At 30.3% G+C, this 25,388-nt stretch carries 23 protein-coding genes and 1 rRNA gene; 10 read left to right on the top strand and 14 right to left on the bottom strand.

Going from position 1 to position 25,388, the window contains the following annotated elements:
- The 7 genes from EYW44_RS20450 to acs form a co-directional block, all read right to left on the bottom strand.
- A 16S ribosomal RNA gene (locus EYW44_RS20450) occupies positions 1–74 on the bottom strand; the annotation flags it as partial.
- A 1,220-nt stretch (positions 75–1,294) separates the two neighbouring features.
- The gene (locus tag EYW44_RS20445) at positions 1,295–2,032 is read right to left on the bottom strand and encodes a DUF4294 domain-containing protein (RefSeq protein WP_132727213.1); all 738 of its coding nucleotides are present in this window, start codon (positions 2,030–2,032) and stop codon (positions 1,295–1,297) included.
- Positions 2,033–2,128: 96 nt separating this feature from the next.
- A complete protein-coding gene (locus tag EYW44_RS20440; RefSeq protein ID WP_165872286.1) occupies positions 2,129–3,379 on the bottom strand; it encodes an aminotransferase class I/II-fold pyridoxal phosphate-dependent enzyme in 1,251 nt (416 codons plus the stop codon).
- Between the two features lie 67 nt (positions 3,380–3,446).
- Entirely contained in the window at positions 3,447–6,899 is a 3,453-nt protein-coding gene (locus EYW44_RS20435; RefSeq protein ID WP_132727208.1) for a pyruvate carboxylase, read from the bottom strand.
- A gap of 316 nt (positions 6,900–7,215) precedes the next feature.
- Positions 7,216–9,378: a xanthine dehydrogenase family protein molybdopterin-binding subunit gene (locus tag EYW44_RS20430; RefSeq protein WP_132727205.1), complete on the bottom strand. Its 2,163-nt coding sequence runs from the start codon at positions 9,376–9,378 to the stop codon at positions 7,216–7,218.
- An 11-nt stretch (positions 9,379–9,389) separates the two neighbouring features.
- A complete protein-coding gene (locus EYW44_RS20425) occupies positions 9,390–9,851 on the bottom strand; it encodes a (2Fe-2S)-binding protein (RefSeq protein WP_132727202.1) in 462 nt (153 codons plus the stop codon).
- Positions 9,852–9,977: 126 nt separating this feature from the next.
- Positions 9,978–11,897 (bottom strand): acetate--CoA ligase, encoded by a 1,920-nt coding sequence (gene acs / locus EYW44_RS20420; RefSeq protein ID WP_132727199.1) that lies wholly within the window; start codon positions 11,895–11,897, stop codon positions 9,978–9,980.
- Positions 11,898–12,126: 229 nt separating this feature from the next.
- Here acs and hpf point away from each other — a divergent pair, with 229 nt between their 5' ends.
- Complete coding sequence (gene hpf, locus EYW44_RS20415) at positions 12,127–12,429, top strand: ribosome hibernation-promoting factor, HPF/YfiA family (protein WP_132727196.1); 303 nt, start codon at positions 12,127–12,129, stop codon at positions 12,427–12,429.
- A gap of 51 nt (positions 12,430–12,480) precedes the next feature.
- Complete coding sequence (locus tag EYW44_RS20410) at positions 12,481–13,011, top strand: hypothetical protein (RefSeq protein WP_132727193.1); 531 nt, start codon at positions 12,481–12,483, stop codon at positions 13,009–13,011.
- 94 nt (positions 13,012–13,105) lie between these two features.
- Here the strand turns inward: EYW44_RS20410 and EYW44_RS20405 are convergent, their stop codons facing one another.
- Positions 13,106–14,641 (bottom strand): GH3 family domain-containing protein, encoded by a 1,536-nt coding sequence (locus tag EYW44_RS20405; RefSeq protein WP_132727190.1) that lies wholly within the window; start codon positions 14,639–14,641, stop codon positions 13,106–13,108.
- Positions 14,642–14,798: 157 nt separating this feature from the next.
- Here EYW44_RS20405 and EYW44_RS20400 point away from each other — a divergent pair, with 157 nt between their 5' ends.
- Genes EYW44_RS20400 through EYW44_RS20385 form a run of 4 tightly spaced genes read left to right on the top strand, consistent with a single transcriptional unit; the run spans position 14,799 to position 16,141 of the window.
- Positions 14,799–15,158, top strand: coding sequence for a YtxH domain-containing protein (locus EYW44_RS20400; RefSeq protein ID WP_132727187.1), 360 nt, complete (start codon positions 14,799–14,801; stop codon positions 15,156–15,158).
- A gap of 2 nt (positions 15,159–15,160) precedes the next feature.
- The gene (locus tag EYW44_RS20395) at positions 15,161–15,529 is read left to right on the top strand and encodes a hypothetical protein (RefSeq protein WP_132727184.1); all 369 of its coding nucleotides are present in this window, start codon (positions 15,161–15,163) and stop codon (positions 15,527–15,529) included.
- On the top strand, positions 15,516–15,716 hold the full coding sequence (locus EYW44_RS20390; protein ID WP_132727181.1) for a hypothetical protein: 201 nt from the start codon (positions 15,516–15,518) through the stop codon (positions 15,714–15,716). Before EYW44_RS20395 ends, EYW44_RS20390 begins: the two co-directional genes overlap by 14 nt.
- Positions 15,717–15,736: 20 nt before the next feature.
- Positions 15,737–16,141 carry a VOC family protein gene (locus tag EYW44_RS20385; protein ID WP_306766639.1) on the top strand — a complete coding sequence of 135 codons (405 nt, stop codon included), beginning with the start codon at positions 15,737–15,739 and terminating at the stop codon, positions 16,139–16,141.
- Positions 16,142–16,757: 616 nt separating this feature from the next.
- On the opposite strand, the gene EYW44_RS20380 is transcribed toward EYW44_RS20385, so the two are convergent.
- The 6 genes from EYW44_RS20380 to EYW44_RS20355 all read right to left on the bottom strand — a co-directional run bounded on the left by EYW44_RS20380 (position 16,758) and on the right by EYW44_RS20355 (position 21,585).
- Positions 16,758–17,237 carry a hypothetical protein gene (locus tag EYW44_RS20380; RefSeq protein WP_132727178.1) on the bottom strand — a complete coding sequence of 160 codons (480 nt, stop codon included), beginning with the start codon at positions 17,235–17,237 and terminating at the stop codon, positions 16,758–16,760.
- 140 nt (positions 17,238–17,377) lie between these two features.
- Positions 17,378–18,577: an enoyl-ACP reductase FabV gene (gene fabV, locus EYW44_RS20375; RefSeq protein WP_132727175.1), complete on the bottom strand. Its 1,200-nt coding sequence runs from the start codon at positions 18,575–18,577 to the stop codon at positions 17,378–17,380.
- A 42-nt stretch (positions 18,578–18,619) separates the two neighbouring features.
- Positions 18,620–18,994, bottom strand: a complete 375-nt coding sequence (locus EYW44_RS20370; RefSeq protein WP_132727172.1) for a glyoxalase — start codon at positions 18,992–18,994, stop codon at positions 18,620–18,622.
- Entirely contained in the window at positions 18,984–19,934 is a 951-nt protein-coding gene (locus EYW44_RS20365) for a phosphoribosylaminoimidazolesuccinocarboxamide synthase (protein ID WP_132727169.1), read from the bottom strand. Before EYW44_RS20365 ends, EYW44_RS20370 begins: the two co-directional genes overlap by 11 nt.
- 109 nt (positions 19,935–20,043) lie before the next feature.
- Positions 20,044–20,625: a hypothetical protein gene (locus EYW44_RS20360; RefSeq protein ID WP_165872285.1), complete on the bottom strand. Its 582-nt coding sequence runs from the start codon at positions 20,623–20,625 to the stop codon at positions 20,044–20,046.
- 6 nt (positions 20,626–20,631) lie between these two features.
- Positions 20,632–21,585, bottom strand: a complete 954-nt coding sequence (locus tag EYW44_RS20355) for a PhoH family protein (protein ID WP_132727163.1) — start codon at positions 21,583–21,585, stop codon at positions 20,632–20,634.
- Between the two features lie 115 nt (positions 21,586–21,700).
- Between EYW44_RS20355 and EYW44_RS20350 the strand changes: the two genes are divergently transcribed.
- From EYW44_RS20350 to gldG, 4 genes are all read left to right on the top strand, one after another.
- Positions 21,701–22,561 (top strand): SAM hydrolase/SAM-dependent halogenase family protein, encoded by an 861-nt coding sequence (locus EYW44_RS20350; protein WP_132727160.1) that lies wholly within the window; start codon positions 21,701–21,703, stop codon positions 22,559–22,561.
- 5 nt (positions 22,562–22,566) lie between these two features.
- On the top strand, positions 22,567–22,863 hold the full coding sequence (locus EYW44_RS20345) for a putative quinol monooxygenase (RefSeq protein WP_132727157.1): 297 nt from the start codon (positions 22,567–22,569) through the stop codon (positions 22,861–22,863).
- Positions 22,864–22,961: 98 nt separating this feature from the next.
- The gene (gldF, locus tag EYW44_RS20340; RefSeq protein ID WP_132727154.1) at positions 22,962–23,681 is read left to right on the top strand and encodes a gliding motility-associated ABC transporter permease subunit GldF; all 720 of its coding nucleotides are present in this window, start codon (positions 22,962–22,964) and stop codon (positions 23,679–23,681) included.
- Positions 23,674–25,314, top strand: a complete 1,641-nt coding sequence (gene gldG, locus EYW44_RS20335) for a gliding motility-associated ABC transporter substrate-binding protein GldG (RefSeq protein WP_132727151.1) — start codon at positions 23,674–23,676, stop codon at positions 25,312–25,314. Before gldF ends, gldG begins: the two co-directional genes overlap by 8 nt.
- Positions 25,315–25,388: the final 74 nt, after the last annotated feature.

Here is a 25,388-nt window from a genome sequence, read left to right as displayed (position 1 = left end):
TGTTACCCCTCGACTTGCATGTGTTAAGCCTGCCGCTAGCGTTCATCCTGAGCCAGGATCAAACTCTTCATTGTAAATTTTAAATATTATAATGAATAGTTTCAAAAGAATTTAACTTCGTAGAAGTTATGGTTATTTCTTACTCTCTAATTACGCTGTCAATTTCAATAATATCAATGAACTTCGTTAATCTTAATGTTTAGTCTATCTCAACCAAAATCGCAATCAACTTACTCTTGTAGAAACACTAGAATCGAACTAGTTAACATTTTATCTGTTATTCCAAAATCTCTGTGATCGTGTGCTTTCGTTTCTGAAAGCGGATGCAAAACTATAACCTTTTTTTATTCTGACAAAACTTTTTTGAAATTTTTTTTAAAGTTATTTTCTCGCAATAAATCAATGAACTCCCGCCAAAAACGGACTGCAAATATACAAGCTTTATTTTTAAAACCGCAAGTAAAATTTTAATTATTTTTTAACTTAAATTTCACTCTTTACTTACACTCTGTTAATGAACTTACACAAACTCTAAAACTGCGTTTTGTTATTTGCGGGTGCAAAACTACACACTCTTTACAAACCTACCAAACTTTTAAACACCTTTTTTTGAATTATTTTATAAAACACTATATAGCAGACACATAAAAACACTTCTGTTTTATCTGTTTATCCTCTATGTTCTATGTAAAAGTTATTCTTCTTGAACTTACAAACATTTATCTCATTCTTCTATTGTAGTAATTCTATAAATAAATTGTTAGTTACTGAATATTTATTTGAGTTATTTATCTCTTATTTCTCTGCTATTTTCATTTTTGGAAAGCTTATTTTATAAAACATAAGACTTGACTAATGTGAATAAAGCTAATAAGAGTTATAGAATATTAGCTATTATTATGTATTACTTTCGTGTCTATTTGAGGTATTAGAACTTTATATTCTAAAAGACAATACTTCTTTTTAGAAAAACTTATATTGTTTTAAGGAAGTTTTATCTCACTTTGAGGAAGCTCTATCCCACTTTGAAAAAGCCCAATCTCACTTTGAAGAAGCTCTATCTCACTTTGAGGAAGCTCCACCTCACCTTGAGGAAACTCAATCTCACTTTGGGGAAGCTCCACCTTATTTTGAGGAAGCTCAATCTCACTTTGAGGAAGCTCCACCTTATTTTGAGGAAGCTCTATCTCACTTTGAGAAAAACGTATTTTTTTTCAGGAAACTTCAATAAATTATTTTGCGTACTAATTTCTAAAATTTAGACAAGGAGTTATAGCTATTCTTCTTTTGTATGCTATTTTTTCTTTCTTTTTTTCTTTTTTCTCTTCTTACGCATTTTAGCAAACATCTGCTTGTATTTTTCAACATCTACCTCTCCTTTTCTCTTTTCTAAAATTGCGTAAGAGTCTATTTGAAGTTTTGGTATTTGGCTTTCTAAAGCTTCATCAATAAAAGCTCGCTGGAGTATATCTTCTATTAAATAATCTTCATTCTCTGTTTCTGGATGATACTCATCTTTTAATGATAAATCGAAAACGTTGGCGGTAGTATTATACCAAAAAGCTTTCCAACCACTTCTTAAAATTTTTATATTTTGAAAAACCGTATTTCCGGTTTGCCTATGAATCAGCTTAATTAAAACACGACCTTCTGTTTTGGTCATCTTTTTAATTTGATCGGTTAATTCTTCTTCTACATATTTCTGAACTCTTCTAACATATTTCCTCTTTTTACTTTTAGATTCTATTCTATTCAGTCTTGCGTTTAAGCTATCTATTCTTTTAGATGCTAATACCGCATACGGATATGCTTTGAATACTTTTTTTCTAAACCAATAATAGTAGTTGACATCTTTTCTTGATTTGAACTTGTGCTTAGGTAATAACGGAACTTCATCTAATTTAATCATTAGTGTATCTCCATCTTTTACTAAAAAGTATTCATCAGAAAAATCTGGTAAGCTATCTTTTACTTGTGCATATATACCCGAAGACAATAGTAAAATAAATAGTAAATGTATAATCTTATTCATAATTATATAACGCAAATACAATTCCAAAGTTATTGTTTTATTTAAAAAAAAACTCGTGAAAATATCACGAGTTTTAATTTTTAAGAAAATATTGTGTTATGCAGTCATTATTGCTTCTGCTATTTTTTTATAAGTTCCATTTTCTAATTTTTCCCTTATGGCTGTAAACGCTTCAATCGTTTCTGTCACATCTTCTAAAGTATGACGTGCTGTAGGAATTAATCTAAGAATAATCATTCCTTTAGGAATTACAGGATATACTACTATTGAACAAAATACTCCATGATTTTCTCTTAAATCGTGCACCATTGCCATAGCTTCAGGAATTTCTCCTTTTAAATATACTGGTGTAATACATGTTTGGGTTGTTCCTAAATCGAAACCTGCTTCTCTTAAACCTGATTGTAAAGCTCTAGTAATTTCCCAAAGTTTATCTTTTAACTCAGGCATTGTACGAATCATATCTAAACGCTTTAATGCTCCTTTTACCATTGGCATTGGTAAGGATTTAGCAAACATTTGAGATCTCATATTGTACTGTAAATACTGAACTACATCTTTATCTCCTGCAAAGAAAGCTCCGATACCAGCCATCGATTTTGCGAAAGTTGCAAAATAAACATCAATACCATCTTGAACTCCTTGTTCATAACCTGTACCTCTACCACCTTCACCTAAGGTTCCAAACCCATGAGCATCGTCAACTAATAAACGGAAATTGTACTTTTCTTTTAAAGCTACGATTTCTTTTAAACGACCTTGTTCTCCTCGCATACCGAAAACACCTTCAGAAACTAATAAAATTCCTCCTCCAGTTTTTTCAGCCATTTTAGTTGCTCTTTTTAAATTCTTTTCACAACTTTCAATGTCATTATGACGATAAACAAAACGCTTACCTGCATGTAATCTAACTCCATCAATAATACATGCATGAGTATCCATATCATATACAATAATATCGTCTTTGGCTACTAAAGCATCAATGGCAGAAACCATTCCTTGGTAACCAAAGTTTACTAAGTAAGAAGCTTCCTTTCCAACAAATTCAGCACATTCTCTTTCTAATTGCTCGTGATATTTTGTATGACCAGACATCATACGTGCTCCCATAGGATACGCCATACCATCTTTTGCTGCAGATTCTCCATCTACTTTTAAAACTTCTGGATGGTTTGCTAATCCTAAATAATCATTAATACTCCATGTAACAACTGGCTTACCATTAAACTGCATTCTATTAGAGATAGGTCCTTCTAGTTTAGGAAACACATAATATCCTTCTGCTTTATCTGCCCATTTACCTAAAGGTCCTTTATCACTTTTTATTCTATCAAATAAATCTTTCACCATAATTACATTATTTGTTTGGAGCGCGAATTTACGCTTTTTTAAGGTTTAAATCAAAAATCTGTTCTTACTTTAATTTTATTACTAAGTCATTTGCATCAACTAAGGTACCAGAACCTAATAGTATTTTGCTAATCTCTCCAGAAGAAACAGCTGTAACTGTTGTTTCCATCTTCATTGCTTCAATAATAAATAAAGGTTGGTTTTCTTTTACCTTCTCTCCTTCTTTTACTAATACTGAAGACAATAAACCTTGTAATGGTGCTCCTATTTGCTTTTCGTCTGCAATATCAGCTTTTATATTTTCAACTTTATCGACTTTAATAGAATTGTCCTTAATTAGAACGTTTCTCATTTGTCCGTTAATTTTAAAGAATACATTCACCATTCCATTTTCATCTGGTTGAGATTTTTGGATTAATGAAATTAATACTCTTTTACCTGATTCGATATCTATCATTATCTCTTCTCCTACTTCCATTCCGAAGAAGAAGTTTTTAGTAGGAATGCTCATTACATTACCATACTTTAAATGGTTATTATAAGCATCAGTAAATACTTTTGGATATAATTTATAAGATAAGAAATCTGTAATTTCTAATTCTCTCCCCATTCCTTTGATAAACTTCTCTTTAAACTCAGCGAACTCTTTTTCAAAATCAATTGGTTCTAAATGAGCATTAGGTCTATCAGTATAAGGAGCTTCATTCTTTAAAATGATTTTCTGTACTTTCTCTGGGAAACCTCCTACAGGCTGCCCTAAATCTCCTCTAAAGAAACTAATAACAGATTGAGGGAACGAGATTGTATCACCTCTCTCCATCACATCATTTACAGTAAGATTATTACTAATCATGTATTGAGCCATGTCTCCAACAACCTTTGAACTTGGTGTAACTTTAATAATGTCTCCGAAAAGCTTATTTACTTCTCCGTACATTTTAGTTACTTCTGTAAACTTATCTTCTAAACCTAAAGCAATTGCTTGTCCTTTTAAGTTTGAGTATTGTCCACCAGGAATTTCATGTTCATATACTTCACCTGTTCCTGATTTTAATCCTGATTCAAACGGATAATAGTATCCTCTTACAGCTTCCCAATAATTAGAGTATTCTGCTAACTTTTGAGTATCTAATTTATTTTCTCTCTCGTTGAATTTAAGCATTTCAACCATTGAGTTAAAGTTAGGCTGTGAAGTTAATCCTGATAATCCTCCTAAAGCCACATCTACTACATCAACACCTGCTTCAATAGCTTTTAAATACGTAGCAGATTGTACCGATGATGTATCGTGCGTGTGTAAGTGAATAGGAATATTTAATTCTGATTTTAATGCAGATATTAATTCATATGCAGCTTGAGGCTTTAATAAACCTGCCATATCTTTTACTCCTAAAATATGTGCTCCTGCATTTTCTATATCTTTTGCTAATTGAATGTAGTATTTTAAATCGTATTTTGTTTTTGATGGGTTTAAAATATCTCCTGTATAACAAATAGATGCTTCTGCTAATCCTTGTGTTTTATTACGAACATGTTTAATACATGGTTCGATTGATTTCATCCAGTTTAATGAATCGAAAATTCTAAATACGTCTACACCTGTTTCCCATGATTTTTCTACAAACTTCTCTATTAAGTTATCAGGGTATGCTGTATAACCAACACCATTAGAACCACGAATTAACATTTGTAATAACAAGTTTGGCATTGCTTTACGTAAAGCTGCTAAACGTTCCCATGGATTTTCTTGTAAAAAACGTAAACAAACATCGAAAGTAGCTCCTCCCCAAACTTCCATACTGAAAATATCTGGATTGTTTTTAGCATAACCTTCTGCTACTTTTAGCATATCGGTAGTTCTCATACGAGTTGCTAATAAACTTTGATGTGCATCTCGCATAGTGGTATCTGTAAAATGAATTTTCTTTTCATTTTTTAACCACTGTGCAAACTTATCTGGACCTAATTTTGTCAATAAATCTTTAGTTCCTTCTGGATAACTTTCCATTTTAGGAAACTTAGGAATAATTGGCTGTGTAAATTGATGACTAGGGTTTACTTTCTTTACATCTGAATTACCATTTACAACAACTTCACCTAAGAAATTAATTAACTTATTTGCTCTGTTTTTTGGTTCGCTAAATTCAAATAACTTAGGCTCATTTTTAATAAAGTTAACCGTTACATTTCCGTCTCTAAATGTTTGGTGATTTAAGATGTTTCTTAAAAATGCAATATTTGTTTTTACTCCTCTTACTCTAAACTCAACTAATGCTCTCAGCATTTTTCTACAAGCTCCATCTAAACTTCTACTTCTAGCAGAAACTTTTACTAACATTGAATCGAAGAAAGGTGATATTTTTACTCCTTGATAAATACTACCCGCATCTAAACGAATTCCAAATCCAGAAGCACTTCTGTAAGTTGTAACAGTTCCGTAATCTGGTTTAAAATCATTTGCAGGATCTTCTGTAGTTACTCTACACTGTAATGCATACCCAGAAATTACAATAGATTCTTGACTCTCAATCTTAATTTGTCTGTCTGATAATTTGTAACCTCCAGCAATAAACAATTGAGTTTTTACTAAATCAATATTTGTTACCATCTCGGTAACTGTGTGTTCTACCTGAATTCTTGGGTTCACCTCAATGAAATAAATACTATTATCTTCATCGACCAAGAATTCTACAGTACCAATATTGTTATAATCTACTGCTTTACAAATATCAGTAGCATACTTATACAAATCATTTTTAGTTTGCTCTGGTAATCCGTAAGACGGTGCAAATTCTATTACCTTTTGATAACGTCTTTGTACCGAACAATCTCTTTCATATAAATGAACTAAGTTACCATGTGTATCTGCAACAATTTGTATTTCTATGTGCTTTGGATTTTCTACATATTTTTCTAAGAAAACAGTATCATCTCCAAACGCATTTAATGATTCTCTTCTAGCTTCAGGAAATGCTTTTTCTAATTGCGCTTGATTTCTAATTACACGCATTCCTCTACCTCCACCTCCAGAAGCTGCTTTTAACATTACAGGATATCCTATTTTTTCAGCCTCTGATAAAGCTACTTCTATGGTATCTAAATCTTCTTTACTACTCTGAATAATAGGTACATTATTTGCAACTGCTACTTCTTTAGCTGTAATTTTATCTCCTAAAGCTTTTAATACAGATACTTTAGGACCTATAAAAATAATTCCATTATCCTCACATTTTTGAGCAAATTCAGCATTTTCAGATAAAAATCCATAACCAGGATGAATAGCATCAACATTATTCTCTAATGCTACTTTAATAATAGCATCAATATCTAAATAGGGTTTTAAAGGCTCATTATCTTCTCCAATTTGATAACATTCATCTGCCTTATATCTGTGTAAAGAATAACGATCTTCATAAGTATATACACCTACTGTTTTTATACCTATTTCTACACAGGCTCTAAAAACTCTAATCGCAATTTCTCCTCGGTTGGCAACCAGCACCTTATTAATATTCATTCTTTTGTTTTGTTATGATTTTGTTATGGTTTTGTTATAGGGTCAAATTTACTCTAAATTTGATTTTTTATTAAAGAAAACCGTCAATTTTAAATATAAAATCAACGAAATTGCCAAATTCTCAAAAATCAATCAATATGAAAACGATTTCGCATTATTTCATTGCTAATTTTACGATTTTCATACACCAACCTGTTTTCTTGGTTTTCTCTAATTAAAAACAAAATCGTTTTCGTTTTTAAAATTGTTTTTGAAAAACTGCCAAAAAACAAAAAAAGATGTCGTAAAACGACATCTTTTAGCTATTAAGTGAAGTTTAACTTCGGACTTCTATTTTGCTCTCTTCCAATTCTTTTATGAAAGGTTGATGATATAATCTGCTGTTTAAAGCTTTGTAAATTGCGTTTGCTACAGCACCTCCTGCTGGTGGTAAACCAGGCTCACCTAAACCTGTTGGCGAAAGTTCGTTTTTTACAAAATGAACTTCAACTTGAGGTGTCTCATTCATTCTTATCAATCGATAAGTATCGAAATTCTTTTTTTGTGGTTTTCCGTTTTTAAATGAAAAATCACCATACATCGCATGACCAATTCCATCTAAAACTCCTCCTTGTATTTGATTAATTGCCCCAGTAGGGTTTACAACAATTCCACAATCTACAGCAGCTATCACCTTTTTAACTACTGGCAATCCATCTTTTATTTCTATTTCTGCTACTTCTGCAACATGAGTATTATGACTGTAATAAGCTGCAAAACCTTTATAAACACCTTCTTTCTTTTCGCTCCAATTACTCCTCTCTTCTACTAACTTTATGGTATCTTCCATTCTCTGACCTGAATATTCAATCTTTGCATCAGCTGTATTTTTCACATTCTGCAATAAATCGATACGTAATTGTAATGGATCTACACTTAACTCTTCTGCTACCTCATCAAAGAAACTTTGCTCTGCATAAGCTAAGAAATTTGTGTAAGGAGCTCTCCAAGCACCAGTAGTAATTTTACTTTGATAATTTTTAGTTGATACTTTATAATTTGGAATACATCCTGCTGGAAAGAAGTTTGGAATTAAATCATACATGTTTCCATTTACAGCTGCTTCTTTTAAATGGTATCCAGTTATTTTACCATCTTTTATTGAAGCTGCAATTCTATATTTAATTGCTGGACGATAAATACCATCTGTCATATCATCTTCTCTAGAGAACACAACTTTAACTGGCTTTTTAGTTAAATTTGATACCTCTGCAGCTTCTTCTGCAAAATCTCCATAAAGTCTTCTTCCAAAACCACCACCCATTCGAGTCATTTCAAGGTCTATTTCACTTTCATCACGATTCAACAATTTAGCTATTTTGCCTGCTGTCCATTGTGGTGTTTGAATAGGTCCTACTAAATGAATTTTCTCAGGAGTAATATCTGCATAAAAATTCATCGGTTCTAAACAGTTGTGTGGTAAGAATGGTGAATGATATGTTCTTTCTATAACTTTATCTGCATTTTTAAATGCAGACTTAACATCTCCATCATTTCTTCTAACCTCAAAATCCTTACCATCTAAAATTCCATTTAAAACTCTATCGTGGTCTTCTGTATTTTCTAAATCTTCATTACTACTCCATTCAGCTTTTAAAGCTTTTTTCCCTTTCATTGCAGCCCAAGTATTAGAAGCTAGTACAGCTACTTTATCTCCAAATTTTACTACTTGAGTTACTCCATTAACTTTTTTAGCTTCTGCATCATCAAAACTAACTAATGTTTGACCAAATGCTGGAGGTCTTAATACTGAAACATAAGACATGCCTTCTGCTTTGTAATCTAATCCAAATAACGGTTTTCCTGTTACTATTTTCTTTAAATCAACATTAATTGCATCATTTCCTATAATCGTATATTCTGAAGGCTTTTTAAGTTGAACATTCTCTGGCACCTCTAGGGTAGCAGCTTCTTTAACAACATCTCCATATCCTAGAGTTTCGCCTTTTTCGTTTGTTATTACTCCTTTTGAAGCTTTACAGGTAGTTGCATCAACACCCCATTTTGCAGCTGCTGCATTTATCAACATTTGCTTAGTAGTGGCACCAGTTTGTCTTAGTGCATCCCAACCAAATCGAATAGACTGACTTCCTCCTGCTACTTGACGAGTATATTCTTTTTTATTATATTTTCCTTGAACTACATTTACCTTATCCCATTCTATATCTAACTCTTCTGCTATAATCATTGGCATTGATGTTTTTACACCTTGACCAATTTCAGGATTTGGTGAAAATATAGATACATAGCCATTATCTGCTATCTGAATAAAAGCATTGAAATCATTGAAATTTAAATTTTCAATATCTACAGGTGGTTTTACTTCTGATTTACAAGCTGTAAATAAATTAAACCCAACTAACAAACCTCCACTAGCTAGTGCTGAAGTTCTTAAAAAATTTCTTCTACTGAATGTTAAATTCTTTTCTTGTGTGCTCATAATAATCAGTTTTAAGACATTTTTTCTGCTGCAATAGCTACAGCTTTTTCAATTCTATTGTATGATGCACATCTACATAAATTACCATGCATGGCTTCTCTAATTTCACTTGTAGAAGGATTAGGATTTTCTTTTAAGAAAGAAGCTGCTGTCATAATTTGTCCTGCTTGACAATAACCACACTGAGGAACATCTACAGTTTCCCAAGCTTCTTGTAACGGATGATTACCTTCTTTAGATAAACCTTCTATAGTGGTTATTTCTTCCTTATCAATTAAGGAAATCTGTAATTGACAACTTCTTGTAGCTACTCCGTCTACATGGATTGTACAAGCTCCGCATTGAGCAATTCCACATCCAAATTTAGTTCCTACTAAATTTAACTCATCACGTAAAACCCAAAGTAAAGGGGTATCAGAATCGGCTGTAACAGTCACCAATTCTCCATTGATTTTTAGATTATAGGTTGGCATTTTATGTTAGTTTTTTATAGCTATTAAATTACAAAAAATATCTACATAGCTAACCCTTTATTCTTTTTTAAGATTTATTTAATAAAAAAAGAATCGCTTTTTAGCGATTCTTTTTGATTGTGATCTTTATTTAACTTCTAAAAGAGCTTCATCAATAATTCCTTGAACTACTTCCGGATTTAATAGCGTACTTGTATCTCCTAAATTACTTAAATCGTTAGCTGCTATTTTACGAAGAATTCTCCTCATAATTTTACCTGAACGTGTTTTGGGTAAGCCTTTTGTAAATTGAATTTTATCTAATTTAGCTATTGGACCAACTTGTTCTGTAATTATTTGATTAATTTCTTTTCGTAAATTATCATGATTTCTTGATTCTCCTGTGTCTTTTAAAATAACATATCCGTACAAAGCATTTCCTTTTATATTATGAGGAAAACCTACAATTGCTGATTCTGCCACAGCTGGATGCTCGTTAATAGCGTCTTCAATAGGTGCTGTTCCTAAATTATGACCTGACACAATAATTACATCATCTACCCTACCTGTTATTCTATAATACCCTACTTCATCTCTAAATGCTCCATCTCCTGTAAAGTACTTATTCTCAAAAGCTGAAAAATATGTGTCTTTGTATCGTTGATGATTTCCCCAAATAGTTCTTGCCATTGATGGCCATGGAAATTTAATTGACAACCTTCCTTCTACCTGATTTCCTTTAATTTCATTTCCTTCTGCATCCATTAATACTGGTTGAATGCCTGGAAAAGGTAATGTAGCATATGTTGGTTTTGTTGGTGTAGAAAACGGAATTGGTGTAATCATTATTCCTCCTGTTTCTGTTTGCCACCAAGTATCAACTATCGGACTTTTACGTTTTCCTATATTATCGTCATACCAATGCCAAGCTTCTTCGTTTATTGGTTCTCCTACGGTTCCTAAAATTTTTAATGACGATAAATCATGCGATTCTACATACCCTAATCCTTCTTTTGCTAAAGCTCTAATTGCAGTTGGAGCTGTATAAAATTGATTAATTTTATGTTTTTCAACAATTTCCCAAAAACGTCCAAAATCAGGATAACTTGGAACCCCTTCAAACATTACTGTAGTTGCTCCATTTGCTAAAGGTCCGTATACTATGTAACTATGACCTGTTATCCAACCAATATCTGCTGTACACCAGTAAATATCATCTTCTGTATATTGAAAAACATTTTTAAATGTGTAGGCAGTATATACCATATATCCGGCTGTTGTATGCAACATTCCTTTTGGTTTTCCTGTAGAACCAGAAGTATACAATATAAATAAAGGATCTTCAGCATCCATTATTTCTGCCTCGCATTCAGAAGAAACTTCATCTAATAATGGTGTTAGCCAAACATCTCTTCCTTCTTTCATTGCTATTGCTGAATTAATTCTTTTTACTACTAAAACATTATCTACACAAGTACAACTTTCTAATGCTTCATCTACAATACCTTTTAAATCGATTGTTTTTGCTCCACGATAAGAACCATCAGAAGTGATTACCATTTTGCATTCTGAATCATTAATTCTTGTTGCTAATGCATTGGAAGAAAACCCTGCAAAAACTACTGAATGAATAGCTCCAATTCTTGCACAAGCTAATACCGAAATGGCTAATTCTGGAATCATTGGAAGATATATACATACACGATCTCCTTTTTCGATTCCTTTAGATTTTAATACATTGGCAAACTTGTTTACTTGTTTGTGTAACTCTTTGTAGGTGATTTTTTGAGCTGGTTCTTCTGGATTATTAGGTTCAAATAAAATAGCGGTTTTGTCTCCTTTAGTTACTAAATGTCTGTCAATACAATTTTCTGTAATGTTTAATTTAGCTCCTTCAAACCATTTTACTTCTGGCTTGGTAAAATCCCAACTTAACACGTTATTCCATTTTTTTCTCCATAAAAAATGTTCTTCAGCTATTTCTTCCCAGAACATTTCTGGATTTTCTACTGATTTTCTGTAAACTTGAAAATATTCTTCTAAATGTTTTATATGGTAGTTACTCATGTTATTTTAGTTGATTTGCTCTATAAATTTATAGTTTTATTATAACTTTCATTAAAATTTTAAAAATAAATTCGAAAAACTCTACTGAAATAATCAGTAACCTTCTTTAAAATTAAACGCTATGTAATTTTTCTTTTGCACATCATATGAGTCAATAATAAATCATTTAGAGCAAACTCCACGACTCTAATGTCTGTAATTTTGATTTATAATTTTAAAAAAACTTTATATGGATATTGTATATGAATATGTGAATGTTAGTGCTAGTAAGCGTTTAGAAAGCTTAATTGAAGAAAAACTTTTAAAACTTCAAAAAAGATATTCGTTTATAATACGTGCTGATGTCTTTTTAAAAAAGGATAACAATGAATTGGAAAAACAACAGCATTGTGGAATACGTTTAAGTGGACCAGGTCCGAGGATTTATGCCTCATCTGACGAGAAAAGCTTTCAAGAAGCTATTAATGAAACAATTGAAGATTTAAAGGATATTCTTGAAAAAAGAAAATCAAAAATGAAAGCACACCTGTAACACAATCTTTATAATTGGTATACAAACAATCTTATTAACTTAAACATATTTATGAATAAAATAATTCCTGACAGCATAAAAGAAGAAGTTGAAATAGCTTTATCTTTTTTTCCGAGTCTGAAGAACACTCCTATTGAATTTAAATTTAAAAAAAACATAAAAAAATCTACTATGCAAGCTCAACCAAAGTTTCCTAGTCTTTTTAATTTTAAAAAAAATAGAAGTTATATTATTTTAATTAGTAAATGTGTGAAAATTGAAAACGCTACTTATGAGACCAAAGATTTACCAAAAGATGTTCTTATTGGTTGGCTTGGACATGAATTAGGTCATATTATTGACTATGAAGACAAGAGCAATTTAAACTTAATTTTCTTTGGAATAAAATATTTATTATTTGACAAACATATTGTAGAAGCTGAGAGAAAAGCTGATACTTTTGCTGTAAGAAACGGTATGCAATCTTATATATTAGCTACTAAAAACTTTATTTTAAACAACGCTGATATTTCTGAATCTTACAAGAAACGAATTAAAAGATATTATTTATCTCCTGAAGAAATTATGCAACTTTTACAGTAAAATAATGTAATTTACTGGTAAAAATAAAACATCTTATAATCAATAATAAGATGTTTTATTTGTTTTAAAGTGATTTAAAGTGATTTAAAGTGATTTAAACTACATATTGTTCTTTTACAAACTCTTCCCATTCATTAAATTTATCCTCCCCCATTACTCTTTCTGTTTTTATTTGTCCACCTTTCTTTTTGTTATGAGCATTCCATTCGTAAAATACATCAGGTTTAACTAACGTTACTTTTACTCCTTTTAAAGCTTTACTTCTGGCTACTTTATAATTTTTATTTGCTTCTTTTAAAAAAGTATCTAATTCACTTGCTATTTCTTTTTCATTTAACTCTGCATCCGTTCCCAAATACCATGTATGATAAAACTCATCATCTTGATGTCTTTTTGCACAAATTGTATATTCTTTAATTTCAATATTCAATTTTTCTTCTAAATGTTGCATAGCATCATCCATTTTATTTACTGACAGTTGAGAACCAACCGTATTTAGGAAAAACTTAGTACGACCAGTAATTTTAATCTCAGCTCGTTCTACATCTGTAAACTCAATTGTATCTCCTATTATATAACGCCAAGAACCACTAACTGTACTTATAATAAGCACGTAATCTTGATTTAACTTAACATCTGCTAAAGTAATAGAAGGTGCATCATCAACTAAAGAACCATCTGGTTGTATATAGTCAGCTTCAAACGGAACAAATTCAAAATAAATACCGTTACTTGTATTTAATTGCATTGCATCAGTTTCTGGTCTTACTTGTGTAGCTATATAGCCTTCTGAAGCTAGGTAGGTATCTATAACCGTAATAGGTTTTCCTAGGAGTGCATTAAAACTTTTTTCATAAGAAGCGAATGATACTCCGCCTGAGGTATACACTTGTAAATTAGGCCATATTTCATGAATGTGTTTTACATTATGATAGTCAATTACTTTTTGTATCATTAATTCCATCCAAGAAGGTATACCACTTAAAGCTCCTATATCCCAATCTTTTGCTCTCTGAGCAATTTTTTCTACTCGTTTATCCCAATCATCAATCTCTGCAATTTCAACTCCTGGTTTATAATATGGTTTAAACCAAAAAGGAATATTACTTGCTGTTATACCACTAATTTCTCCTTCTAATTTTTCATCTGCTCGTTCATTTAAATCTGTAGAGCTCCCTAACATCATTATCTCTTTCTCAAAAAAATCAGCAGGCAAATCGAAATTTTTTAAAGACAACACTTGTTTAATACCCGAACTTCTTATTGCAGAAATCATATCATCTGTTACTGGTATTCTTTTACTTTCTTTACCTGTAGTACCAGAACTTAAAGCAAAATAAGAAGGATCTCCTGGCCAAGTAACATTTATTTCATCATCATGTATTTTTTGCCACCACTCTTTATTAATTTTATTGTAATCGAAATAAGGAACTCTTTCTGAAAACTCTTTAGTAAAGTTTTCTGTATTTAAAATTTCATGAAAATTATAAGACTTTCCAAATTGAGTATTCTTCGCTTTCTTTAATAAATCAATTAAAACTTCTTCTTGTTCTTTAACAGGATTAAAGTCTGTTATTGATGTATTTGCTATGTTAATTATTCCTTTAATTATTCCTCCTAAAATTGCCATAATATTCTGATTTTACTTCAAAACTACAAAAACAAATCCTAGAAAAACCCTGTAAAAATCTATAGAGTTAAAGTAAAAATGATATGAGTTAACAATCGCTTTTCTTCTGTCATAATTTTGCAATGTAAACGAATTATTAATCATTAAAAACACAAATATGAGTCAAGGAAACAAAGCGTTTGAAATATTATTAGGAACTGCAATTGGAGCTGGATTAGGTATATTATTTGCTCCTGATAAAGGAAGTAATACAAGGAAAAAAATTATTAAGAATGCTAATGCTACCAAAGATAATGTTTTAACAGAAGTTGAAAACTTACAAGAAACTATAACATCAAAAGCATCAGAATTAAAAAATACCGTTTCTGATACAATTAGTAATCAGAAGGAAACATTAGAGGAAAAATTAGACAATATAACCACTGATGTAAGTTATAAAGCTGAAGATATAATTATTAGCTTAGAAAAAAAGTTGAAAGCTTTGAAAGCAAAAAACAAACAATTGCAGACTAAATAATTATGCCTGTGTTTGAATCTTTAAATAATACAACGAATAAAGCTTTAGAAAAAGGAGAAGATCTGTTAAAGCAAACTGAAGCTTACTACAAGCTCAAGTTATTTCAATCACTAACAATGTCTATATCATTGTTAGTGAAATTTGCAACCATAGGAGCTTTTGCTTTAATTGCTTTTATTTTTATTGCTGTGGCTTTGTCTTCTGCTATTGGTAAAATGTTAAATAATGAAACTTATGGATACTTTGCTGTAGCTGGTATTTTTATGATGTTCGCATTTATCACCTTTTTACTAAGAAACAAAATTGAAAACTTAATTATAAAACATTTATCACACAGATATTTTCTTGATAACTACAATGAAAACATATAACAACAACCAAGAAATGCTTAATGATTTAAAAACACTAAAGCTAAAAAGAGATATTTCTATAGAAGAACTGAAAATTGTAAAAAATCAATTTAAAGACGATTTATCTTTTAGTAGTTGGTTAAGCTCTGCTGTAAGAGTAACCACAAAACTAGGAATTTACAATTTAGCTAAAAGAATATTAAAATAAACTAAAAATTATTACTTATTATGATGAAAGTACAAACTTATTTAACCTTTAAAGGTGATTGTCAAAATGCTCTAAACTATTATGCCGATATTTTTGATGCAAAAATTATAAACAAACAAACTTATCAAAATTCCAAAAGGGACATACCTGAAAATTATCGAAATAATATTGAACACGCAGAACTCAAAGGTAAAGGCATCCACATAATGGCATACGATGCTTCTCCTGACACTCCTCTAACTTCAGGAAATAATGTGCAAATGAGCATAGATATTGATAATACACACAAAGCAAAAGATATTTTTAGTAAACTATCCGATGAAGGTACAATTCATCATGAATTTAAAGTTACTGATTGGAATGCAATGTATGGACGTTGTACAGACAAATATAATATTCAATGGATGGTTAATAGTAAATTATGATACGCTTTGAATTTCTAATTTTATAAAAACCCTTATAATAGATTATAGTCTCTTATAGGGGTTAAGCTATTATTTACCACCTTAAATCTAAGTTTTTTTATTTTTAAAAGTAATTAAACCGATATTTTACATCCCCATCCACAGATACTGTTTATTACTATTTAACACAGTAAAGGAGTTAAATCGACTTTTAGAGTTAACAAAAAATCATAAACTACACTTTACAACAACTTTTCCTCTCATTAATTATAATTAGAAGGAGTGTTTCGTTTTTTACTTCATTTTTTTATGAAACGTTATATCTTTTTAACTTAATTTATCTAAAACAGCCTATTATCAGTCTTTTTTACAACTACACTAACATTATATTAACACCTAATTAACTGAAAATAATAGACCATACAGATAGTTTTAACATTTCAAAAAATTAATTAAAAACTATTATTGTGAAACTAAAATTACCATCAAACTTACGACTCTTTATTGTGTATTATGAAAATGTGAAAAACAAAATTACAAGTGGGGAAATTTGCTATTAAAAAAGAAACTTATGTTAATTAAATTATGAAAAAGTTGAGGCTGTTTAAAATTGTTTTTAAACAGCCTTTTATTTTATTTACAAACTCTCAATTTCATCTAACATTAAATTATAGTCATACTGTAAATCTTCATGAAGAGCACTTATTGCTTTTTTAGCCAATCGAATTTGTGTTTCTAATACTTTTTGAAGTCTTGGACTTTTTGTTATTGAAGGTTTAAACTCTTTTAATTTCTTACAAAAGTATAATAGCAACTCTGCTTCGGTGCTTTTCTTTTTAGAATATCGAATCTGTTTTTTTAAGGAAGTAAGTATCTTACGTACACTTTTTCTTATGTAAAAGAAACTTTTCGTATTAATTTCATCAAACAACATATCTACTTCTTCTTTTATTGCTGCAATATACCTATCCTCATCATGAGCTTCAAATAATAAATACGTAAGTAGTTCTTTATTTTCTTTTTTAAAACGAGCTAATTTTAAACATAGTTCCAATAACTCATCTGCACTTTTATATTTTAATTCGTCTTTTAATATTTTTATTGAAGCTGGTTTCATACAAACATTTTATAAAATTAATATATAAAAAAACCTCACAGCAATAAAAACTATGAGGTTTATATTTTAATAAAAATGAAATTTATCTTAAAGCTTTGAATTGAGATCTACTAAGCATTAAGTTTACAATTCCTGATTTCTTAAATTGTTACGTTGGCAATACTTGGTATTTCAACTAGTTCATTTACGTCTTCATTATAATCTACACCTTCAACTTTAAAACCGAACAGATTAAAGAAATCATTGCTGTAGCCTTTTAAATCTCCTAATTCAGTTAAGTTTTCAGTAGTTGCTTGTTCCCAAAGTTTAGTAATTTCAGCCTGAACATCCTCTCTCATTTCCCAATCATCGATTCTAATTCTACCTTTATCATCTAAATCTAAACTTCCTCCAAATAAACGCTCACTATATAAACGTTCAATTTGCTCGATACATCCTTCATGAATTCCTTTTTCTTTCATTACTTTAAATAATAACGAAATATATAATGGAATTACAGGAATAGCAGAACTAGCTTGAGTAACTAATGCTTTATTTACTGAAACATATGCCTTACCTCCAATTGACTTTAAATCATCTGTAATTGTAAATGCTGTTGCTTCTAAATGATCTTTAGCTGCTCCAATAGTTCCTTTTCTGTACACTGCCTCGGTTAATGATGGACCAATGTAAGAATATGCTACAGTAGTAGCTCCTTCAGCTAATAAATTTTCAGCTTTTAAGGTATCCATCCACATTTTCCAATCTTCACCACCCATTACAGTTACTGTATTCTCAATATCATCTCCTTCTGCTGGTTTGATTGATATTTCAGATACTTTTCCTGTATGAAAATCTACAGTTTTATTAGAAAATTCTCCACCAATTGGTTTTAATACCGACTTGTATCTCTTTCCTGTTTCTGGATGTGTTCTTACTGGTGATGCTAAACTATAAATCACAAGATCAACCTGACCTAAATCTTCTTTGATTAATTGTACTACTTGATCTTTAATTTCATTTGAAAACGCATCTCCATTTATACTTTTAGCATACAAACCTGCTTTTATTGCTTCTTTTTCGAAAGCTGCAGTATTGTAAAAACCTGGTGATGCTGGTCTACCTTCACTTGCTGGTTTATCAAAAAAAACTCCAATAGTAGCTGCATCTGAACCAAATGCACTTGTAATTCTTGATGCTAATCCAAAACCTGTTGAAGCTCCTATTACTAGTACTTTTTTAGCCCCTTCAATTTTTCCTTTAGACTGGATGTATGCTATCTGATTTTTTATATTTTGCTCACATCCTACTGGATGAGATGTCAGACAGATAAATCCTCTAGTTCTTGGTTCTATAATCATTGTTCGCGTTGTTTGTTTTTTATTTGGTCAAAAGATTGTACTTTAAAAAGACAATTCTTGTTGATTATCGTAAATTCTTTTCCCCATCATACTCAAAATTCTTTTATTAAATTCTGTATCTTTTTCTACATATATAGCAAACTCTTCTTGAGTAAATTGACCTATTATAATTCCTAATAATTGATTTCTTAGCACAGCATTCTTTTTTATTAAAGCTGTTACTTCTTGTTGAAAATGTTCTTTCGCTATTTTTGACATTACTATTTTTTGCTTTTTACAAAAATGTAAAAATACACTCATGATCAAATCATTTTGCAACTTTAATATAGGACGTAATGTTGTATTCTGAAAATTTTCTTCTTCTTGTACAGAAGATAAATTTAATACAGGTCGTATACTTACTCTGTTATCTTGCATTTAAAAAATTAACTACATTATTTTCTATACGACTCAAAATATCATCTGTTTCAGCTTTCACAAACGTTTCACCAGTGATTTGCTCGTATAATTCAATGTATCTATTTGATATTTCAATGATTTTTTTATCAGACATTTCTGGAATTTGCTGTCCGTCTTTTCCTTGAAATCCATTTTCAATTAACCACTTACGTACAAATTCTTTAGAAAGCTGCTTTTGCTTTTCGCCTTTTTGTTGACGTTCTTCATATCCTTCTTCATAAAAATATCTTGATGAATCTGGTGTATGAATTTCATCTATCAATACGATCTTTCCATCTTTTGTTTTTCCAAATTCGTATTTAGTATCTACTAAAATTAAACCTCTTCCTTTGGCTATCTCAGTACCTCTTTCAAATAACTTTCTAGTATAATCTTCTAAAACCAAATAGTCTTCTTCAGAAACGATTCCTTTTGCTAAAATTTCTTCTCTAGAAATATCTTCGTCGTGTTCTCCGTTATCTGCTTTGGTTGAAGGTGTTATTATTGGTGTCGGAAATTTATCATTTTCATTCATTCCTTCTGGCATAGTAACACCACATAATAATCTTTTACCTGCTTTATATTCTCTTGCAGCATGTCCAGATAAATATCCACGAATCACCATTTCTACTTTGAAAGGCTCACATAAATGCCCTACAGCTACATTTTCATCAGGGTTTGCCATTAACCAATTTGGAACAATATCAACAGTATCGTTCATCATTTTAGTAGCAATTTGATTTAAAATTTGCCCTTTAAATGGTATTTGACGCGGCATAATAACATCAAAAGCCGACAAACGATCTGAAGCAATCATTACTAATAAATCGTCATTAATATTATATACTTCTCTTACTTTACCTTTGTATACTGACTTTTGTTGTGGAAAGTTAAAGTTGGTTTTGTTTATTGTATTCATTGTATTGCGTTGTGTTGCGCAAAAGTAAACTTTTTAATCTTTTTGTGGAATTGTTTTATGTAGGTAAATAAAAGTTATACTACATAATATTTATTTCATATCACAAATATCAGTTTAATGAAAGATTTAAAGTATAGCTCTTATTAAACTCAGCAAAATTCTTATTGAAAAATTTTAACGCTTGTGAATTCAATTCTGTTGGAGCTATTTTTGCTTGAAAAATTCCTTCTACATTTTCTTCTATTACTCCTTCAAGCATAAGGGTTACATAAGGACCTACTATTGTTTTGCTGGAACTCCAACTTTTAGGAGTAGATTCTTTTAAACCCATATAATCCATACCGTCAATAATAATTGTATCGCCTATTCCTATACCTATGTTAACAGAAAACATTTTATCATAAAGTCTAGAAACTTTTATATCATAATCAAAATTTCTGTTTGCTTTAAAATTAATATCTTTTTTATCAACATGAACATATTCCTTATATCTAAGACTATCATTATCTTCTTTTATTAGATTTAACTTAAATTCTAAATCAAAAACAACATCTGAAGTACCACATTCTATCATAGATATTTTAACTATCTCGCCTATACCTTCATAAGATTCTACTTCGGGACATTTATTAGAAGAACATGATTGTAAAAGTATTAAGATAAATATTCCAATTATTTTATAAAACTTCATAAAACCCTACTCCGTCTCTATACTCTTATAAGCTTTTATAATCTTCTTCACTAAACGATGACGCACCACATCTTTATCATCTAAATACACCTGAGCCACCCCATCAATACTTTTTAATGCTAGTAAAGCCTCTTTTAATCCAGACACTTGTTTTCTTGGTAAATCTATCTGACCAGGATCTCCTGTAATTACAAACTTTGCATGCTTACCCATACGTGTTAAAAACATCTTCATTTGTGCATGTGTGGTATTTTGTGCTTCATCTAAAATAACAAAAGCATTATCTAAAGTTCTACCACGCATAAAAGCTAACGGAGCTATTTGTATTGTTCCGTTTTCTATATATGCTTGTAATTTTTCTGAAGGAATCATATCACGTAATCCATCATACAAAGGTTGCATATACGGATCCAATTTCTCTTTTAAATCTCCTGGTAAAAAACCTAAATTTTCACCAGATTCAACTGCAGGTCGTGTTAAAATAATACGTCTAACATCTTTTTCCTTTAATGCCTTTACTGCTAAAGCTACAGCTGTATATGTTTTACCCGTTCCTGCTGGTCCTACTGCAAATAACAAATCGTTTTTTTGCATTAAGGCAACCATCTTGCGTTGGTTCTGTGTTTGTGGAGTAATTACTTTTCCGTTTACTCCATGTACTAATACATCGCTATTATTTCCGAATTTCCTCTCTTCTTCTTCTTTTCCGTTTGAAGTTAAAATACGTTCAATGCTATTTTCATCTAACTTATTGTACTTATTAAAGTATTTAATCAATCGCTCTAAACGCAATTCAAATTCATCTAAAACCTCTGGATCGCCATACACTTTAAGCTTGTTTCCACGAGCTACAATTTTAATTTTAGGGAAATATGTTTTTAATATAGAAATCGTTCTGTTATGTGCTCCAAAAAAATCATTTGGATTAATTTCTGTTAGTTCAATTACTCTTTCGTTCAAATGCTACTATTTTTAATTTTATTATGCTTAAAAGTAAGGATTATTTTATTCATTTATGTAGCTTTGCCCTAATTTTTAGCTTAGTTTTTCACAAAATAATTAACAATAAATTGTAATGGCTTTAATTACTTTAACTACTGATTTTGGTACCAAAGACCATTTTGCTGGAACAGTAAAAGGAGCTATTTATACAGAATTACCTGAAGCTAAGATTGTTGATATTACTCACGAGATATCTCCTTTCAATATTACTGAGACTGCTTACATTGTTAAAAATGCTTACAAAAGCTTTCCAAAAGGTTCTATACATATTATAGGTGTAGATTCTGAATTGAGTGTTCAGAATAAACATTTGGCTATTTTGTTAGATGAACATTACTTTGTATGTCCTGATAATGGAGTTATTTCTATGATTGCTTCGGAAATTAATCCGACTAAAATTGTAGAAATAAACATTCATAATCATGTAGAAAGTAGTTTTCCGGTTTTAGATGTTTTTGTAAAAATTGCTTGTTTTATTGCTAATGGCGGAAAATTAGATGTTATTGGTAAAGAAACCAGTTCTTATAAAAAGCTTATAGAAATTCAACCTAAAGTGAATCAAGCAAAAAATATTATTAAAGGTGGTATTATTTATATTGATAACTACGGAAATGTGATTAGTAATATTAGTAAGAAACTCTTTAATGAAATAGGAAAAGATAGAGCTTTTTCTATCACCGCAAGACGATATACATTTTCTAACGTGTATGCCCAATACAACGAAGTTGTAAATTACGATGCTGATGATATTGGTTTGTATGACGGAAAAAAGTTAGCTTTATTTAATTCTGCTAATTTTTTAGAAATTGCTATTTACCGTAGTAACCTACAAACTGTTGGTGGTGCTTCTACATTGCTTGGTTTAAACTACAGAGATACCATTACTGTTGAGTTTTTTGATGAAGATGTTCCTGATTTTGTAACTGTTAATTAATTTTTATGTTTGTACGTATAGTAAAATTGAGTTTTCAACCAGAAAAAATAGATACTTTCTTGGCTAATTTTGAGAAAAAGAAAGAATTCATACGAAATTTTCCTGGTTGTCGTTTATTAGAGTTATACAGAGATAAAAATGATACAAATGTCTTTTTTACATATAGCTACTGGGATAGTGAAGCTGATTTAGAAAATTATAGACATTCTGAATTATTTAAAAATATATGGGCAGAAACTAAAGTCTTTTTTAATGATAAACCATTCGCTTGGAGTGTTGATAAAGTTGTAAGTTTGGAATAAGTTCAGTGATCAATTAACAATTATCAATGAACTTAAAGTTATAAATTTAGTTTTTCTTCCAGAGAAATATTAGAATAATAAATTAAAGTATATTAAAATTGATATCAATATTAAAAAAAGAATTTAATTCATTTTTTGCATCGCCAATTGCTTATTTGGTAATTGGTGTATTTTTGCTTGTTAATGGATTGTTTTTGTGGGTTTTTAAAGATAATTTTAATGTTTTAAATGCTGGTTTTGCCGATTTAAATTCATTTTTCTACTTAGCTCCTTGGCTATTTTTATTTTTAATTCCTGCCATTACCATGAAAAGCTTTGCTGACGAATTAAGTATTGGTACCATAGAAATATTAAGAACAAAACCTATTAGTGATTGGCAGATTGTATTGGGTAAATACCTAGCTTCTTTGTTATTAGTAACGGTAGCTGTAATACCAACACTTACCTATGTTTACACCATTTATTCTTTAGGTAACCCTATTGGAAATATTGATGTAGGTACTATTATTGGCTCTTATATAGGTTTGTTATTTTTAGCATCATCCTATACAGCTGTAGGATTATTTACTTCTACTCTATCAAAAAATCAAATTACTGCCTTTATCTTAGGTATTAGTATTTGCTTTTTTATTTTTTATGCTTTTGATGCAATTTCAGATTTAATAGGATCTTCTTCATACTATGTGAAGTTATTCGGAATTAACGAGCATTATAAAAGTATTAGTCGTGGTGTTATTGATACACGAGACATTATTTATTTTGTATCTATCAGTTTCTTTTTTCTTTTCATCACTAAAAAACAGCTAGAAAATGAGTAAAAAAATAAAATCTATTGTATTTGTTTTAGCTGCACTTATAGTTGTTAATTTTATAAGTAATCAGTTTTTTAAAAGATTTGATGTAACGAAAGACAAACGTTATACATTATCTGAAGTAAGTAAAAATATTATTACTGACCTTGATAGAAATTTAATCATAAATGTTTATTTGGAAGGTTCATTTCCTTCTGAATTTCAAAGACTACAAATTGAAACTCGTCAATTTTTAGAAGAATTACAATCGGAAAATTCTCATGTTCGCTTTCGCTTTGTAAATCCTGAAGGCATGGAGCAAGAACTGGTAAAAAATGGAATGACTCCTAGTCAATTAACTGTTGAGGAGGATGGAAAACTTTCTGAAAGTATTATTTTTCCTTGGGCAGAAGTTTTTTACGGGAAAAAATCGCAGGTGGTGTCATTGCTTCCAAATACAATGGCAACTTCTCAAGAATCACAATTACAAAATGCAGTTGCTTCTTTAGAACATTCTTTTGCTAATGCTATTGATTTAGTTTTACAGAAAGAAAAGAAAAAAATAGCTGTTTTATCTGGAAATGGAGAATTAGATGACATTAAAATATTTAGCTTATTAACTAGTTTAAAAGACAAATACTTACTAGATAAAATTTCTTTAGATTCTGTTGAAAAAAATCCTACTAAGACTTTAAAAAAACTCAAAGAATTTGATTTATCTATAGTTGCTAAACCTACCGAACGATTTTCTGACAAAGAGAAATTAGTACTAGATCAATATGCGATTAACGGAGGGAAAATGCTTTGGATGCTTGATAATTTGAGCGCGGATACTGATAGTTTATATAATCAAGGAAAAATGTTGGCTTTACCTAGAGACTTAAATCTAACTGATTTATTATTTAGTTATGGTGTAAGAGTCAATAACAAATTAGTTCAAGATGTATATGCCTCAAAACTGACTTTAGTTGCTGGTAATGTAGGTAATCAACCTCAATTTGAAAGTTACGATTGGTTTTATCATCCTCTGGCAGGTGCAAATCCAAATCATCCTATTACTAAAAATATACTTCCTGTTCGTTTCCGTTTTACAACACAAATAGATACTTTAAAGAAACCGATTAAAAAAACACCTTTAATTGTTAGTTCGGTATCATCAAAACTATTGGGGACTCCTAGAATTATTGAATTAGAAAGTATTACAGAAGCTCCTATACAAGAAGAATATACAGAAGGAAATCAATTATTAGCAGTATTATTAGAAGGTGAATTTCATTCTGCATACGAAAATAGAACTACACCTTTCGATTTAACCGATTTTAAAAAAGTTTCTTCTCCTAGTAAAATGATTGTAGTTGCTGATGGTGACATAGCTAGAAATCAGATTTTAAAAGGAAAACCTTATGATTTAGGATTAGATAAATGGACACAACAGCGTTTTGGTAATAAAGACTTCTTGTTAAACTCTATCGAATATTTATTAGATGATACTGGCTTAATTGATCTTAGAAATAGATCTGTTCAACTTAGAATGTTAGACAAACAAAAAGCCTACAAAGAAAAAGGCTTTTGGCAGGTTGTAAACATTGTTGTTCCGCTTGCTTTGTTATTCTTATTCGGTTTTGGTTTTAATTATATCAGGAAAAGGAAATATCAATAAATCAGTGATCTTTGATCAGTAAACAGTGATCAAATTATTATTCATCTCTGGATATAAAATTATCTTATTCAGAC

Origin of the sequence: Tenacibaculum sp. M341 (assembly GCF_004337695.1) — a bacterium.
Classification (GTDB): domain Bacteria; phylum Bacteroidota; class Bacteroidia; order Flavobacteriales; family Flavobacteriaceae; genus Polaribacter.
Note: the sequence above shows the minus strand (reverse complement) of the source record. Positions and strands in the feature narration are given on the sequence as shown.